At 42.5% G+C, this 14754-nt stretch carries 7 protein-coding genes, 6 tRNA genes and 2 rRNA genes; 12 read left to right on the forward strand and 3 right to left on the reverse strand.

Going from position 1 to position 14754, the window contains the following annotated elements:
- The first annotated feature begins 76 nt into the window (after positions 1-76).
- From secA to BEN71_RS04335, 8 genes are all read left to right on the forward strand, one after another.
- Positions 77-2788, forward strand: a complete 2712-nt coding sequence (gene secA / locus BEN71_RS04300; RefSeq protein WP_068972926.1) for a preprotein translocase subunit SecA — start codon at positions 77-79, stop codon at positions 2786-2788.
- Positions 2789-2947: 159 nt separating this feature from the next.
- Positions 2948-3328, forward strand: coding sequence for a hypothetical protein (locus tag BEN71_RS04305; protein WP_068972927.1), 381 nt, complete (start codon positions 2948-2950; stop codon positions 3326-3328).
- Between the two features lie 199 nt (positions 3329-3527).
- Positions 3528-4748 carry a bifunctional glutamate N-acetyltransferase/amino-acid acetyltransferase ArgJ gene (gene argJ, locus BEN71_RS04310; protein WP_068972928.1) on the forward strand — a complete coding sequence of 407 codons (1221 nt, stop codon included), beginning with the start codon at positions 3528-3530 and terminating at the stop codon, positions 4746-4748.
- Between the two features lie 165 nt (positions 4749-4913).
- On the forward strand, positions 4914-5981 hold the full coding sequence (nadA, locus tag BEN71_RS04315; RefSeq protein ID WP_068972929.1) for a quinolinate synthase NadA: 1068 nt from the start codon (positions 4914-4916) through the stop codon (positions 5979-5981).
- A 151-nt stretch (positions 5982-6132) separates the two neighbouring features.
- Positions 6133-6209: transfer RNA gene (locus BEN71_RS04320), tRNA-Pro, on the forward strand.
- A 44-nt stretch (positions 6210-6253) separates the two neighbouring features.
- Positions 6254-6330 (forward strand) — tRNA-Arg (locus tag BEN71_RS04325).
- 38 nt (positions 6331-6368) lie between these two features.
- Positions 6369-6444: transfer RNA gene (locus BEN71_RS04330), tRNA-His, on the forward strand.
- A 22-nt stretch (positions 6445-6466) separates the two neighbouring features.
- Positions 6467-6543, forward strand: a tRNA-Pro gene (locus BEN71_RS04335).
- Between the two features lie 157 nt (positions 6544-6700).
- Here BEN71_RS04335 and BEN71_RS04340 read toward each other — a convergent pair.
- Genes BEN71_RS04340 through BEN71_RS04350 form a run of 3 tightly spaced genes read right to left on the reverse strand, consistent with a single transcriptional unit; the run spans position 6701 to position 8875 of the window.
- Complete coding sequence (locus tag BEN71_RS04340) at positions 6701-7180, reverse strand: OmpA family protein (RefSeq protein ID WP_068972930.1); 480 nt, start codon at positions 7178-7180, stop codon at positions 6701-6703.
- 35 nt (positions 7181-7215) lie between these two features.
- Complete coding sequence (locus tag BEN71_RS04345) at positions 7216-8433, reverse strand: sensor domain-containing diguanylate cyclase (protein WP_068972931.1); 1218 nt, start codon at positions 8431-8433, stop codon at positions 7216-7218.
- Between the two features lie 4 nt (positions 8434-8437).
- A complete protein-coding gene (locus tag BEN71_RS04350; RefSeq protein WP_227542653.1) occupies positions 8438-8875 on the reverse strand; it encodes a YfiR family protein in 438 nt (145 codons plus the stop codon).
- A 592-nt stretch (positions 8876-9467) separates the two neighbouring features.
- Between BEN71_RS04350 and BEN71_RS04360 the strand changes: the two genes are divergently transcribed.
- The 4 genes from BEN71_RS04360 (at position 9468) to BEN71_RS04375 (ending at position 14601) form a co-directional block, all read left to right on the forward strand.
- Positions 9468-11006: ribosomal RNA gene (locus BEN71_RS04360) — 16S ribosomal RNA — on the forward strand.
- A gap of 59 nt (positions 11007-11065) precedes the next feature.
- Positions 11066-11142: transfer RNA gene (locus BEN71_RS04365), tRNA-Ile, on the forward strand.
- Between the two features lie 61 nt (positions 11143-11203).
- Positions 11204-11279, forward strand: a tRNA-Ala gene (locus BEN71_RS04370).
- Positions 11280-11709: 430 nt separating this feature from the next.
- Positions 11710-14601 (forward strand): 23S ribosomal RNA (locus BEN71_RS04375).
- Together the 16S and 23S rRNA genes with 2 tRNA genes alongside form the textbook arrangement of a ribosomal RNA operon.
- The last annotated feature ends 153 nt before the right edge of the window (positions 14602-14754 follow it).

A 14754-nucleotide genomic window follows, 5' to 3' on the forward strand; every position in this document is an offset into this window, starting at 1 on the left:
ACCCTTGTACTTCAAATTTCTACCACCATAATATCGTCTGAGAAAAATTTATTTCACAAAGATTTAGAGAGTTTATATGTTGGCAAGTCTGATCGGGGGAATCTTCGGTACTAAAAACGAGCGCGAACTAAAACGTATGCGTAAAATTGTCGAAAAGATCAATGCGCTCGAGCCGACGATATCTGCACTCAGCGATGCAGACTTATCTGCAAAAACTGAAGAATTCAAAGAAAGATATAAGAAAGGCGAAAGTCTAGATAAATTAATGCCAGAAGCGTTTGCGGTGTGTCGTGAAGCTGCAAAACGTGTCATGGGAATGCGTCATTATGATGTACAGCTCATTGGTGGTATTACCTTGCACGAAGGTAAAATTGCAGAGATGCGTACAGGTGAAGGTAAAACCCTGATGGGTACTTTGGCTGTATATCTCAATGCAATCAGTGAACAAGGTGTTCATGTAATTACCGTCAATGATTATTTGGCACAGCGTGATGCTGAGTTAAACCGTCCTTTATATGAGTTTTTAGGTTTATCTGTCGGTGTGATTTATTCTATGCAATCACCGATTGAAAAAGCAGAAGCTTATCAATCAGATATTACATACGGAACCAACAACGAATTCGGTTTTGACTATCTACGTGACAACATGGTTTTCTCTATGGCAGAGAAAAAACAACGTGGTTTAGTTTATGCGATTATCGATGAGGTCGATTCGATTTTAATCGATGAAGCACGTACTCCATTGATCATTTCTGGTCAAAGTGATGATTCATCACAACTCTATGTGGCAATCAATAGCATTCCTCCGAAGCTACATGCTCAAAAAGAAGAAAAAGTCCCTGATGGCGGACATTTCTGGATTGATGAAAAGCAACGTCAAGTTGAAATGACTGAAGCGGGTTATGAAGCTGTAGAGCAAGAATTGATTCAAATGGGCTTGTTGGCTGAAGGCGAAAGTTTATATTCACCATCAAATTTAAACCTTGTACATCACGTTTCAGCGGCAATTCGTGCGCATTATTTATATCAACGTAATGTTCACTATATCGTGCATGATGGTGAAGTGATCATTGTCGATGAAAATACAGGTCGTACCATGCCTGGTCGTCGTTGGTCTGAAGGTTTGCACCAAGCGACTGAAGCAAAAGAAGGTTTAGAAGTTCAACCTGAAAACCAAACTTTAGCGACGACAACATTCCAAAACTATTTCCGTTTGTATAAAAAGCTTTCAGGTATGACAGGTACTGCTGATACTGAAGCGGCGGAAATGAAAGAAATTTATGGTTTGGATGTGGTACTGATTCCAACGCATCGCCCAATGATTCGTGTTGATCAAAACGATTTAATTTATTTAAACCGCAATGGTAAATACAACGCGATCATTGAAGAAATTCAAAAAATTCATGAAGCAGGTGTTGCACCAATTTTGATTGGTACGGCAACAATTGAAGCGTCTGAAATTCTTTCTGATAAATTGAAAGAAGCAGGCATTGCTCATGAGGTTTTGAACGCGAAACAACACGAACGTGAAGCCGATATTATTGCTCAAGCTGGTGCGCCACGTGCCGTAACCATTGCAACCAACATGGCCGGTCGTGGTACAGATATTCTGCTTGGTGGTAACTGGAAAGCGTTATTGGCGAAGATTGAAAACCACACAGCCGAAGACGAAGCTCGTCTTAAAGCTGAATGGGAACAAAATAATGAAATGGTGTTAAGTTCAGGTGGTTTACATATCATTGGTTCTGAGCGTCATGAATCACGCCGTATCGACAACCAGTTACGTGGTCGTTCTGGTCGTCAAGGTGACCCAGGTGTTTCACGTTTCTTCTTATCACTTGAAGATGACCTGATGCGTATTTTCGCAGGTGATCGCGTGGTTGGTATGATGCGCGCAATGGGCTTGCAAGAAAACGAAGCCATTGAACATAAAATGGTGTCACGTTCGATTGAAAATGCACAACGTAAAGTTGAAGCACGTAACTTCGATATTCGTAAAAACTTATTGAAATACGATGATGTAAATAATGAACAACGTAAGATTATTTACTCACAACGTGATGAAATTTTAGAAGAAAGTTCACTTCAAGATTATATTGAAGAAATGCACCGCGAAGTGGCAAAAGGCTTAATTGAAAACTATATTCCACCAGAGTCGATTCATGATCAATGGGATATTAATGGGCTTGAAAATGCATTGCGTGAAGACTTCGGTATAGATTTACCCGTTAACCAATGGTTGGAAGAAGATCGTCGTTTAGATGAAGAAGCTTTGGTTGAACGTATTTCTGATGAAATCGTAGCGCGTTATCGTGATCGTCGTACACAAATGGGCGATGAAACAGCAGTGACACTTGAACGTCATTTCATGTTGGGTTCATTGGATCGTCATTGGAAAGATCATTTGGCGGCAATGGACTATTTACGTCAAGGGATTCATTTACGTGGTTATGCGCAGAAGAACCCTGAGCAAGAATACAAAAAAGAAGCATTCAATTTATTCGTGAATATGTTGGGTGTGATCAAATCTGATGTCGTGACAGATATTTCACGTGTACATATTCCAACACCAGAAGAACTGGCTGAAATGGAAGCGCAACAGCAAGCTCAAGCAGAAGCAATGCGTTTGAACTTCGCACATGATGATATTGATGGTATCAGTGGTTCTGATGAAATTGTTGATGCAAAATTTGCAGAAACTGAAGCAGTACCAGTGCCAGAAAGTCGTAATGCACCATGTCCATGTGGCTCAGGTCTGAAATACAAACAGTGTCACGGCAAGATCTAAATTTTTTGATATTTTCAAAGATATTTTAGAAAGTGGGAAAAGCAGGACAAATGTTCTGCTTTTTTTACAAGATATTACAGTAGGTTAATTTTCATTGCAGTAAAAGCAATTAAATGGTATTAACTTGCACAATTGATTTGATTCACTGGAATGACGACAATGACAAAATTATTAAAACCTTTATTTATTGCAACGCTAGCTGTTCCTGCTTTAGCATTTGCTGATACGGCTCCACAAACAACCACTGTAGAAAAAGTTCAAGCGGCGACTGGTGCGGTTTCTGCACAAGCTGAAGTTAAAAATGATACAACAACAGTGATCAGCCCACGCACAGGCATTCGTTATACTTTAGGTAATACAGGAGGTCGTCCGATTATCCTGAAAACTGCAGCGATTGCAGCAGTTACACCTGCGACGATTAATCGTGTAGTTGCGACAAATCCAGCATTGTCAGCATCAAGTCAAGAAAAAGTAAAACAAGCTTTGATTGGTGTGGATGCAACAACAGCGGCAGCAGTTGCACCAGCTACAGCTCAGTAATGATTTCAATGCTGTGTCATTGAGAATAATTTTATGCTAAAAGCATGAAAAGCCAGTATATTTACTGGCTTTTTTAATTTTATATTTAAATCAATAAGAATTTCTTATCGTATAAATAAATAAGCATTTTAATAAGCTCGATTTTTATCGAGAATTCTAATAAGCTGTGTTTTCAAATTAATTCTGTGGACATTTAAAAATGGCTGTTGGTGACGTGTCTATGCCGCAAATGCATGCGGTAAAAGGTGTAAAAATTGGCTCTGCTGAGGCGTATGTACGTTACCCGAATCGACGAGATTTAGTGATTTTTGAATTTGCTCAAGGCACCAATGTTGCGGGTGTTTTTACCCAAAACGCATTTTGTGCCGCACCTGTGCATGTTTCTAAAAAGCATTTGCAAATGGGCAATCCACGCTATTTAGTCATTAACACAGGCAATGCCAATGCAGGTACAGGCAAGCTAGGCATGGAAAATGCTGAAGCGACTTGTTCTAAACTTGCTGAATTGGCAGGTGTACAAGCTTTTGAAGTTTTACCATTTTCAACAGGTGTGATTGGTGAGCAACTGCCAATCGAGCGTTTAACGCAAGGTTTACAACCTGCTTTAAGCACCTTAAATGAAAGTGCGTGGGCGGATGCTGCAACGGGCATTATGACCACTGATACCACCCCTAAAGGCGCTTCTGAGCAGTTTGAGCTAGATGGTGTGACTTATACCATGACGGGTATTTCCAAAGGCGCAGGTATGATCCGCCCGAATATGGCGACGATGTTGGGCTTTGTGGCAACGGATGCACCGATTTCACGTGAATTAACACAGTTAATGTTAAAAACAGCGGTAGAGCAGTCATTTAACCGTATTACCATTGATGGTGATACATCAACCAATGATTCATGTATTTTTGCCGCAACAGGGCTTGCAGGTGGTACAGAAATCCAATCTGTAGATGATGCTCGCTATGACGATGTCTTAGAAGTATTGGTACGTGTAATGAAGCGCTTGGCACAACTCATTGTTCGTGATGGTGAGGGTGCAACTAAATTTATGACTGTTGCTGTCGAAGGTGGTAATAATACCCAAGAGTGTTGTGATATCGCTTATAGTATTGCGCATTCGCCATTGGTTAAGACTGCATTTTTTGCATCTGATCCAAACTGGGGACGTATTCTTGCTGCGATTGGTTATGCGGGTGTCAAAGATTTAGATGTAGAGAAAATCCAAGTTTGGTTGGATGATGTGCAAATCTGTAAAGATGGTGGCGCTGCTGCGGACTATACCGAAGAAGCGGGTGCTAAAGTGATGGCGCAGACAGAAATTACTATTCGTGTGGATTTAGGGCGTGGACAGGCTAAAGACACGGTTTATACCTGCGACCTGTCATATGACTATGTCAAAATCAATGCAGACTATCGTTCTTAATTTTACATTTTAAAAACAGAGCCTCATTCGTGAGGCTTTTTTATAACGGTGTATTTTCACAAAAACATTTTTCGTGGTGAATTTGTGTGCGATAAAAAGTACAATCAATTCACAAATGTGTAGACGCTAGCAAGACGCCAGCGACAAGGAAAGAGAAGACCTCTTATGAATGATGCGAATAATTTAATTGCCAACGAAGCGAAGTCGATTGTGCAAGCGCATTTAGATCGTTTAGGTGAGCCAAAGGACAATCGTTTAAGTCCTGAGCTGAAACAGCAGAAATTTGAACAAATCAAAGCAGAATTACAAAAGCGTAATGCTGTATTGGTTGCACATTATTATTGTGATCCTGAAGTGCAAGAGCTTGCTGAGGCGACAGGTGGCTGTGTTTCGGATTCATTAGAAATGGCGCGTTTTGGGCGTGATCATGAGGCGTCGACACTGGTTGTTGCAGGTGTGAAATTTATGGGAGAAACATCGAAAATTCTTTCTCCTGAAAAAACAGTACTGATGCCAACTTTAGAAGCGACTTGCTCACTTGATCTTGGTTGCCCTGTAGATGAGTTTACTGCGTTCTGTGATGCACACCCTGATTATACAGTGGTGGTCTATGCCAATACGTCTGCTGCTGTTAAAGCACGAGCGGATTGGGTAGTCACATCAAGCTGTGCAGTTGAAATTGTTGAGCATCTGGATAGTTTGGGTGAAAAGATTATTTGGGCACCAGATCAACATCTTGGACGTTATATTCAAAAGAAAACTGGCGCAGATATGCTGCTTTGGGATGGTTCATGTATCGTACATGAAGAGTTCCGTGCTCGTGGCATTGAAAATATGCGTGCGTTATATCCAAATGCAGCAGTGTTGGTTCATCCAGAGTCGCCAGAGTCTGTGATTGATATTGCAGATGCAGTAGGGAGTACTTCACAGCTGATTAAAGCTGCACAAACACTTCCTCACGATACCTTAATCGTCGCGACAGACCGTGGCATTTTCTACAAGATGCAACAAGCTGTGCCGAATAAAACCTTAATTGAGGCGCCAACAGCTGGGGAAGGTGCAACATGCCGTTCTTGCGCACACTGCCCATGGATGGCGATGAATGAGCTAGATGGAATTTTGGACGTTTTGCAAAAGGGTGATCAAGAAATATTCGTAGATCCTGCATTGGCACTACGTGCTAAATTGCCTTTAGACCGCATGTTGAACTTCAGTGCACAATTAAAACGATAAAATTGTATAAAAAACATCTGAAATGCTTGATAAATATACATTTGACGTGTTTTTTTAACTTTTTTTCAATATAGGTGTTGACGTCTAAGGGCGTCACGCCTAGAATGCACACCGTACCGAACGACAAGTTTGATACAAAAGCTGAGATGAACGGAGCATAGCACAGCCTGGTAGTGCACCTGGTTTGGGACCAGGGGGTCGTAGGTTCGAATCCTACTGCTCCGACCAATTCTTCAAGGCAAGGTAATTTATGATATTTATATCATTGTTCTGCGCCTGTAGCTCAGTTGGATAGAGCATCCGCCTTCTAAGCGGATGGTCACAGGTTCGAATCCTGTCAGGCGCACCAAAGCTTGATATTATAGATCCTGAAAACTTAATGTGACGGTGGATGTAGCTCAGTTGGTAGAGCCCCGGATTGTGATTCCGGTTGTCGTGGGTTCGAGCCCCATCATTCACCCCAATTAATTAAGTTGTTTGTGAGACGGAGCATAGCACAGCCTGGTAGTGCACCTGGTTTGGGACCAGGGGGTCGTAGGTTCGAATCCTACTGCTCCGACCATTTAAGCTAACCCATGATGAAAAGCTTAAATAATAAATTATCCGCTTAAATGCGGTTTTTTTATGTCTGAAATTTGCGACTATAAAACTATAATTCAAAAAACTTTAGAATATAAAAAACCTCCGAAGAGGTCTTTTCAATGGAAATGATTTATTGGTTAAGGAACAATGATCACAGCTACACGTCTATTTTCTGCTTTATGTTCTTCTGTATCATTCGGTTTGATGGGTTGTTCAGCACCTTTACCTACGACTTGAATATTTTGTGGCTTAAATTTTTGCTCAATAAAAATATTAGAAACATTTTGTGCACGAACTTCAGACAATTTTAAATTATATTCAGCAGCACCGACATTATCGGTATGACCAACCACTTTAAGCTTATTGAGATTGTACTTGTTCAATTGATTGGCTAAGCGAATGATTTCAGTTTGATGTTCAGGTTTAATATTGGATTCATTAAAACCAAATAATAAACGCTCAGGTAATCCTAGACTCCAACCTTCTTCAGTCAGTACAAAGCCTTCTTTTTTCACAGCTTTGGCTTGTTTATAACTCAGTCCACCCAAATTCATACATCCAGTAAGTGCTAGGCAGAGTATTGCGAGTATAGAAAGTTGCATATTTTTAAACGTCATAAGAACCCCGAATATTGAAAATAGTAAATAAAAAATTAAGAATGATAAATAAACCAGTGATGCTGCAAAGATTTTGCTTTATACATCGCTTGATCTGCTTGAGAAATTAGATCCTCAGGACTCGAAGCTTGAGTTGAGATTGCAATGCCTAAGCTGAAACTAAAGGCAATTGGTTGACCCTTGTAGATTAAAGGTTCTTCACAACATTTGATTAGGTTTTCTGCAATCGAAATGAGGTGCTCAACTTTAGAAATTGAGCGCAAAATAATGGCGAATTCATCGCCTGCAAGTCGTGCAACAAAATCATTTTGACGAATATGGCGCTTAAGACGATTAGACATTTCCTTTAACACTTCGTCACCGACTAAATGTCCATATTGGTCATTAATTGCTTTGAAGTTGTTATTGTCAATAAAAACGAGCGCGAGATTCTGACGCTGATTTGGATCTTCAAATAAATTACATAATACTTGATAAAAATAACTGCGATTGGGTAGTTGGGTTAAATGGTCATGCTGTACTTGATGGGAGAGCGCATTATTCTCATTTTGTAAGTGTGTATGCCACGTTTGGATTTCATCTAATAGTTGATTGAATGTTCCATTGAGTTCTTGGAATTCTTTAATATCACTTTGAGGGAAGCGTAAATTATAGGCTTTTTGCTGTTTTAAAAGCTGTGCAATCTGAATTAAGGGTGAAAAAGATTCCATAATATGGCGATAGGTCAAATTGACCGACCACCAAACTGCAAAAATCATAAACAACATCCCAAATGCTAAGCCAATAAAAATTTTGATAATAAACATCAAAATCTCATTAGAGCTTCCATAAAGAATAACTTGACCAACCAATTGTCCTTGGTGTTGGACTTTTAACTTGATCGGTTCTTTTAAGAAAAATTGATCGAAAATCTTTTGAATATAAGAATAATGCTCGGCATTTTTTAAACTTTCAGCAACTTTATTGCCTTTCATGTCATACACTTCAATCAAGCGAACTGAATGTTGAAAGGTGTATTCATTAATAATTTGTGAAATTGTGATTTTATCTGAAAAGACCAGTGCGGGTTGCACACGTTCGGAAACAGTACGGCTGATCAATAGTAGATTCTGCTTTGCATAAGATTCAACGGTAAATACTGAAATAGTGACAAACGTTGAAGTGCATATAAATAAGGTAATCGCAAAGATCGTAAATTGGGACTTGCGAAATAAAGTTTGTAATGAGGTTGATTTAAATAAATTCAGAATCATGTTGTTATCCTGAATTCTTTGCGAGCAATAAAACTCGTGGATCAATATGTACTTTAGATTGAGCTAAGCTATCTAAATTCACTTTAAAAATAGTATTTCCTGACTTATTGGTAGAAAGGCAGAAAACACTCCCTATTTCACATTCGAGATTACTAGAGCTGAATGATAAAATTAACGGGTTGTGGGACTTATTTATTAGTAATTGTTCAGTTTGTGCAGAGGTGTTAGAAAAAAATACAGCATCACAATGTTGATTCTTCAATTCGGAAGAATGTATTGCACTGACATTAAACAGGGATTTATTGGGTTTTATGTAGCTGGAAAATTGGTTGGCATAAGTAGGGTTGTCAACAACACACAATTCAGGGTTTGGATTCTTTAATTTTGCATAACTTAAAATAGAAAGCGTCATTGTAAAAATATTATGTGACGAATCAGCCAAGGAGTAGTTGCTACAAAAGAGCAAAACCCCTAAACAGAAAGCTTTTCTATTTATTAAGTGGACCATATTCGAATTAATTTATTGGACATTAACTTACATTGAGTAGTTTAAAGAAAAAATACAAATATAAATAGCTTAAAATTTGAATAATTATGCTCTAAATCACGTTAAATTGGTTAAATAAAACACAGTTAATGAATTAAATTAAAAATAAATTCCAAAAGGGGTTGCACCCCATCAGAAATGCTGTAGAATGCACATCCATCGGCGGTGATGAAGATTAAAACTTCTGATAAAACAGTGACTTAGTTAAGATTGATTGGGTTGGGTTTTAGAGAGAAAGTTTAAAATAATTTGAATTACTGGTTGACTTTGAAGAGATTCGGAGTAATATAGCCGACCTAGCTTGATGCTGACGAAGCATTGAGAAGATCATTAAGAGAATATGAAGAACAACTTGTGTGGATTTTTACTGATTGATTGATCGAAATATTATCATTGATTGATTGGTTTAAATTACTCGAAGTTTATTTGAGAGAATTTGTCAGAAAATTGATGAGCCAGAATTGTGACCTTAAGTCACTAATGATTTTAACTGAAGAGTTTGATCATGGCTCAGATTGAACGCTGGCGGCAGGCTTAACACATGCAAGTCGAGCGGGGGGAGTTGCTTCGGTAACTGACCTAGCGGCGGACGGGTGAGTAATACTTAGGAATCTGCCTATTAGTGGGGGACAACGTTTCGAAAGGAACGCTAATACCGCATACGTCCTACGGGAGAAAGCAGGGGATCACTTGTGACCTTGCGCTAATAGATGAGCCTAAGTCGGATTAGCTAGTTGGTGGGGTAAAGGCCTACCAAGGCGACGATCTGTAGCGGGTCTGAGAGGATGATCCGCCACACTGGGACTGAGACACGGCCCAGACTCCTACGGGAGGCAGCAGTGGGGAATATTGGACAATGGGGGGAACCCTGATCCAGCCATGCCGCGTGTGTGAAGAAGGCCTTATGGTTGTAAAGCACTTTAAGCGAGGAGGAGGAGCTCTTGGTTAATACCCAAGATGCTTGGACGTTACTCGCAGAATAAGCACCGGCTAACTCTGTGCCAGCAGCCGCGGTAATACAGAGGGTGCGAGCGTTAATCGGATTTACTGGGCGTAAAGCGTGCGTAGGCGGCTTTTTAAGTCGGATGTGAAATCCCCGAGCTTAACTTGGGAATTGCATTCGATACTGGGAAGCTAGAGTATGGGAGAGGATGGTAGAATTCCAGGTGTAGCGGTGAAATGCGTAGAGATCTGGAGGAATACCGATGGCGAAGGCAGCCATCTGGCCTAATACTGACGCTGAGGTACGAAAGCATGGGGAGCAAACAGGATTAGATACCCTGGTAGTCCATGCCGTAAACGATGTCTACTAGCCGTTGGGGCCTTTGAGGCTTTAGTGGCGCAGCTAACGCGATAAGTAGACCGCCTGGGGAGTACGGTCGCAAGACTAAAACTCAAATGAATTGACGGGGGCCCGCACAAGCGGTGGAGCATGTGGTTTAATTCGATGCAACGCGAAGAACCTTACCTGGTCTTGACATAGTAGAAACTTTCCAGAGATGGATTGGTGCCTTCGGGAATCTACATACAGGTGCTGCATGGCTGTCGTCAGCTCGTGTCGTGAGATGTTGGGTTAAGTCCCGCAACGAGCGCAACCCTTTTCCTTATTTGCCAGCACTTCGGGTGGGAACTTTAAGGATACTGCCAGTGACAAACTGGAGGAAGGCGGGGACGACGTCAAGTCATCATGGCCCTTACGACCAGGGCTACACACGTGCTACAATGGTCGGTACAAAGGGTTGCTACACAGCGATGTGATGCTAATCTCAAAAAGCCGATCGTAGTCCGGATTGGAGTCTGCAACTCGACTCCATGAAGTCGGAATCGCTAGTAATCGCGGATCAGAATGCCGCGGTGAATACGTTCCCGGGCCTTGTACACACCGCCCGTCACACCATGGGAGTTTGTTGCACCAGAAGTAGGTAGTCTAACCGTAAGGAGGACGCTTACCACGGTGTGGCCGATGACTGGGGTGAAGTCGTAACAAGGTAGCCGTAGGGGAACCTGCGGCTGGATCACCTCCTTAACGAAAGATTGACGATTGGTAAGAATCCACAACAAGTTGTTCTTCATTGATGTATCTGAGGGTCTGTAGCTCAGTTGGTTAGAGCACACGCTTGATAAGCGTGGGGTCACAAGTTCAAGTCTTGTCAGACCCACCATTCTGACTAACGAAGCATGAAAATGCTGAATACAGAAAATTAGATATATTGGTCTTAAGCTGGGGACTTAGCTTAGTTGGTAGAGCGCCTGCTTTGCACGCAGGAGGTCAGGAGTTCGACTCTCCTAGTCTCCACCAAATTTTAAGAATAGAAAAGCAACGCTTTTCCTTAAAATTTAAGCAAAAAGCTATGCTTTGCGCAGGCTTTAATCGAACGAAGTCCTAGATTATAGAAATTAATAAGAAGTCGGCGTATTATACGCGTCTTGTTAACTTCTGTGATTTATCACAGTTTACTACGCATCGACGAGATGGTAGTTAATCATTAACAGAATATATTTGAGTTGAAATAAATTGTTCATACTCATTTCAATTAAACATAAGAATATGACACGCAAGTGACATGTTTGAATGATTAAGAGAAATTGAGTTACTAGCGATTAAACTGAATCAAGCGTTTTGGTATATGAATTTAGATTGAAGCTGTACGGTGCTTAGGTGCACAGTACTTCAAACTGTAATGTTGATTGTTCTACTTGTAGGAACAAGCGACTGTTTGGGGTTGTATAGTCAAGTAATTAAGTGCATGTGGTGGATGCCTTGGCAGTCAGAGGCGATGAAAGACGTAATAGCCTGCGATAAGCTTCGGGGAGGCGGCAAATATCCTGTGATCCGGAGATTTCTGAATGGGGGAACCCACTTATCATAAGATAGGTATCGTAACATGAATACATAGTGTTACGAGGCAAACGAGGGGAAGTGAAACATCTCAGTACCCTTAGGAAAAGAAATCAATTGAGATTCCCTCAGTAGCGGCGAGCGAACGGGGATCAGCCCATTAAGTTATATGTGTTTTAGCGGAAAGCTCTGGGAAGTGCTACCGTAGAGGGTGATAGTCCCGTACACGAAAGGGCACATATAATGATGACGAGTAGGGCGAGGCACGTGAAACCTTGTCTGAATATGGGGGGACCATCCTCCAAGGCTAAATACTCCTGACTGACCGATAGTGAACCAGTACCGTGAGGGAAAGGCGAAAAGAACCCCTGTGAGGGGAGTGAAATAGATCCTGAAACCGCATGCATACAAGCAGTGGGAGCCGACTTGTTCGGTGACTGCGTACCTTTTGTATAATGGGTCAGCGACTTATATTCAGTAGCAAGGTTAACCGTATAGGGGAGCCGTAGAGAAATCGAGTCTTAATAGGGCGCATAGTTGCTGGGTATAGACCCGAAACCGGGTGATCTATCCATGAGCAGGTTGAAGGTTGGGTAACACTAACTGGAGGACCGAACCCACTGTCGTTGAAAAGCCAGGGGATGACTTGTGGATAGGGGTGAAAGGCTAATCAAACTCGGTGATAGCTGGTTCTCCCCGAAAGCTATTTAGGTAGCGCCTCGGACGAATACCATTGGGGGTAGAGCACTGTTTCGGCTAGGGGGTCATCCCGACTTACCAAACCGATGCAAACTCCGAATACCAATGAGTACTATCCGGGAGACAGACTGCGGGTGCTAACGTCCGTAGTCAAGAGGAAAACAATCCAGACCGCCAGCTAAGGTCCCAAAATCTATATTAAGTGGGAAACGATGTGGGAAGGCATAGACAGCTAGGAGGTTGGCTTAGAAGCAGCCACCCTTTAAAGAAAGCGTAATAGCTCACTAGTCGAGTCGGCCTGCGCGGAAGATGTAACGGGGCTAAAATATAGTACCGAAGCTGCGGATTTACACGTAAGTGTAAGTGGTAGGGGAGCGTTCTGTAAGCCGATGAAGGTGTGTTGAGAAGCATGCTGGAGGTATCAGAAGTGCGAATGCTGACGTGAGTAACGACAAAACGGGTGAAAAACCCGTTCGCTGAAAGACCAAGGGTTCCAGTCCAACGTTAATCGGGGCTGGGTGAGTCGACCCCTAAGGCGAGGCCGAGAGGCGTAGTCGATGGGAAATTGGTTAATATTCCAATACTTCTGTGTAATGCGATGAGAGGACGGAGAAGGTTAAGTCAGCCTGGCGTTGGTTGTCCAGGTGAAAGGTAGTAGGCATGCATCTTAGGCAAATCCGGGGTGCTCTATGCTGAGAACTGATAGCAAGCTAGTTTACTAGCGAAGTGGCTGATACCATACTTCCAAGAAAAGTCTCTAAGCTTCAGTTACACAGGAATCGTACCCGAAACCGACACAGGTGGTCAGGTCGAGTAGACCAAAGCGCTTGAGAGAACTCTGCTGAAGGAACTAGGCAAAATGGTACCGTAACTTCGGGAGAAGGTACGCTGTTGTTGGTGATGGAACTTGCTTCCTGAGCTGACGACAGCCACAGAAACCAGGCCCCTGCAACTGTTTATTAAAAACATAGCACTCTGCAAACACGAAAGTGGACGTATAGGGTGTGATGCCTGCCCGGTGCTGGAAGGTTAATTGATGGGGTTAGCGTAAGCGAAGCTCTTGATCGAAGCCCCAGTAAACGGCGGCCGTAACTATAACGGTCCTAAGGTAGCGAAATTCCTTGTCGGGTAAGTTCCGACCTGCACGAATGGCATAATGATGGGGGCGCTGTCTCCAGCAGAGGCTCAGTGAAATCGAAATCGCCGTGAAGATGCGGTGTACCCGCGGCTAGACGGAAAGACCCCGTGAACCTTTACTGCAGCTTGACATTGAACTTTGATCTTACTTGTGTAGGATAGGTGGGAGGCTTTGAAGTGGCGACGCTAGTTGCCATGGAGCCGTCCTTGAAATACCACCCTGGTAATATTGAGGTTCTAACTCTGTCCCGTTATCCGGGACGAGGACCATGTCTGGTGGGTAGTTTGACTGGGGCGGTCTCCTCCTAAAGAGTAACGGAGGAGTACGAAGGTGCGCTCAGCGTGGTCGGAAATCACGCGTAGAGTATAAAGGCAAAAGCGCGCTTAACTGCGAGACCCACAAGTCGAGCAGGTACGAAAGTAGGTCTTAGTGATCCGGTGGTTCTGTATGGAAGGGCCATCGCTCAACGGATAAAAGGTACTCTGGGGATAACAGGCTGATACCGCCCAAGAGTTCATATCGACGGCGGTGTTTGGCACCTCGATGTCGGCTCATCTCATCCTGGGGCTGAAGCAGGTCCCAAGGGTATGGCTGTTCGCCATTTAAAGAGGTACGCGAGCTGGGTTTAGAACGTCGTGAGACAGTTCGGTCCCTATCTACCGTGGGCGTTGGAAATTTGAGAGGATCTGCTCCTAGTACGAGAGGACCAGAGTGGACGAACCTCTGGTGTACCGGTTGTGACGCCAGTCGCATCGCCGGGTAGCTATGTTCGGAAGGGATAACCGCTGAAAGCATCTAAGCGGGAAGCCTACCTCAAGATAAGATTTCCCTAGGACTTTATGTCCTCTAAAGAGCCGTTGAAGACTACGACGTTGATAGGTTGGATGTGGAAGCATGGTGACATGTGAAGCTGACCAATACTAATTGCTCGTGAGGCTTGACTATACAACACCCAAACAGTTGTGTTGTATGCATCAATCGATTCAAAACCAAACAATCAGCAATGATTGATCTTGATTTAGTTCAAAAGCTAGATACAATTACCAACTCAAATTATTCTGTTAATAACTCATTTGACCAAAGCTAGGCACACACTGT

This window comes from Acinetobacter wuhouensis (genome assembly GCF_001696605.3).
In the GTDB taxonomy this organism is placed as follows: Bacteria; Pseudomonadota; Gammaproteobacteria; order Pseudomonadales; family Moraxellaceae; genus Acinetobacter; species Acinetobacter wuhouensis.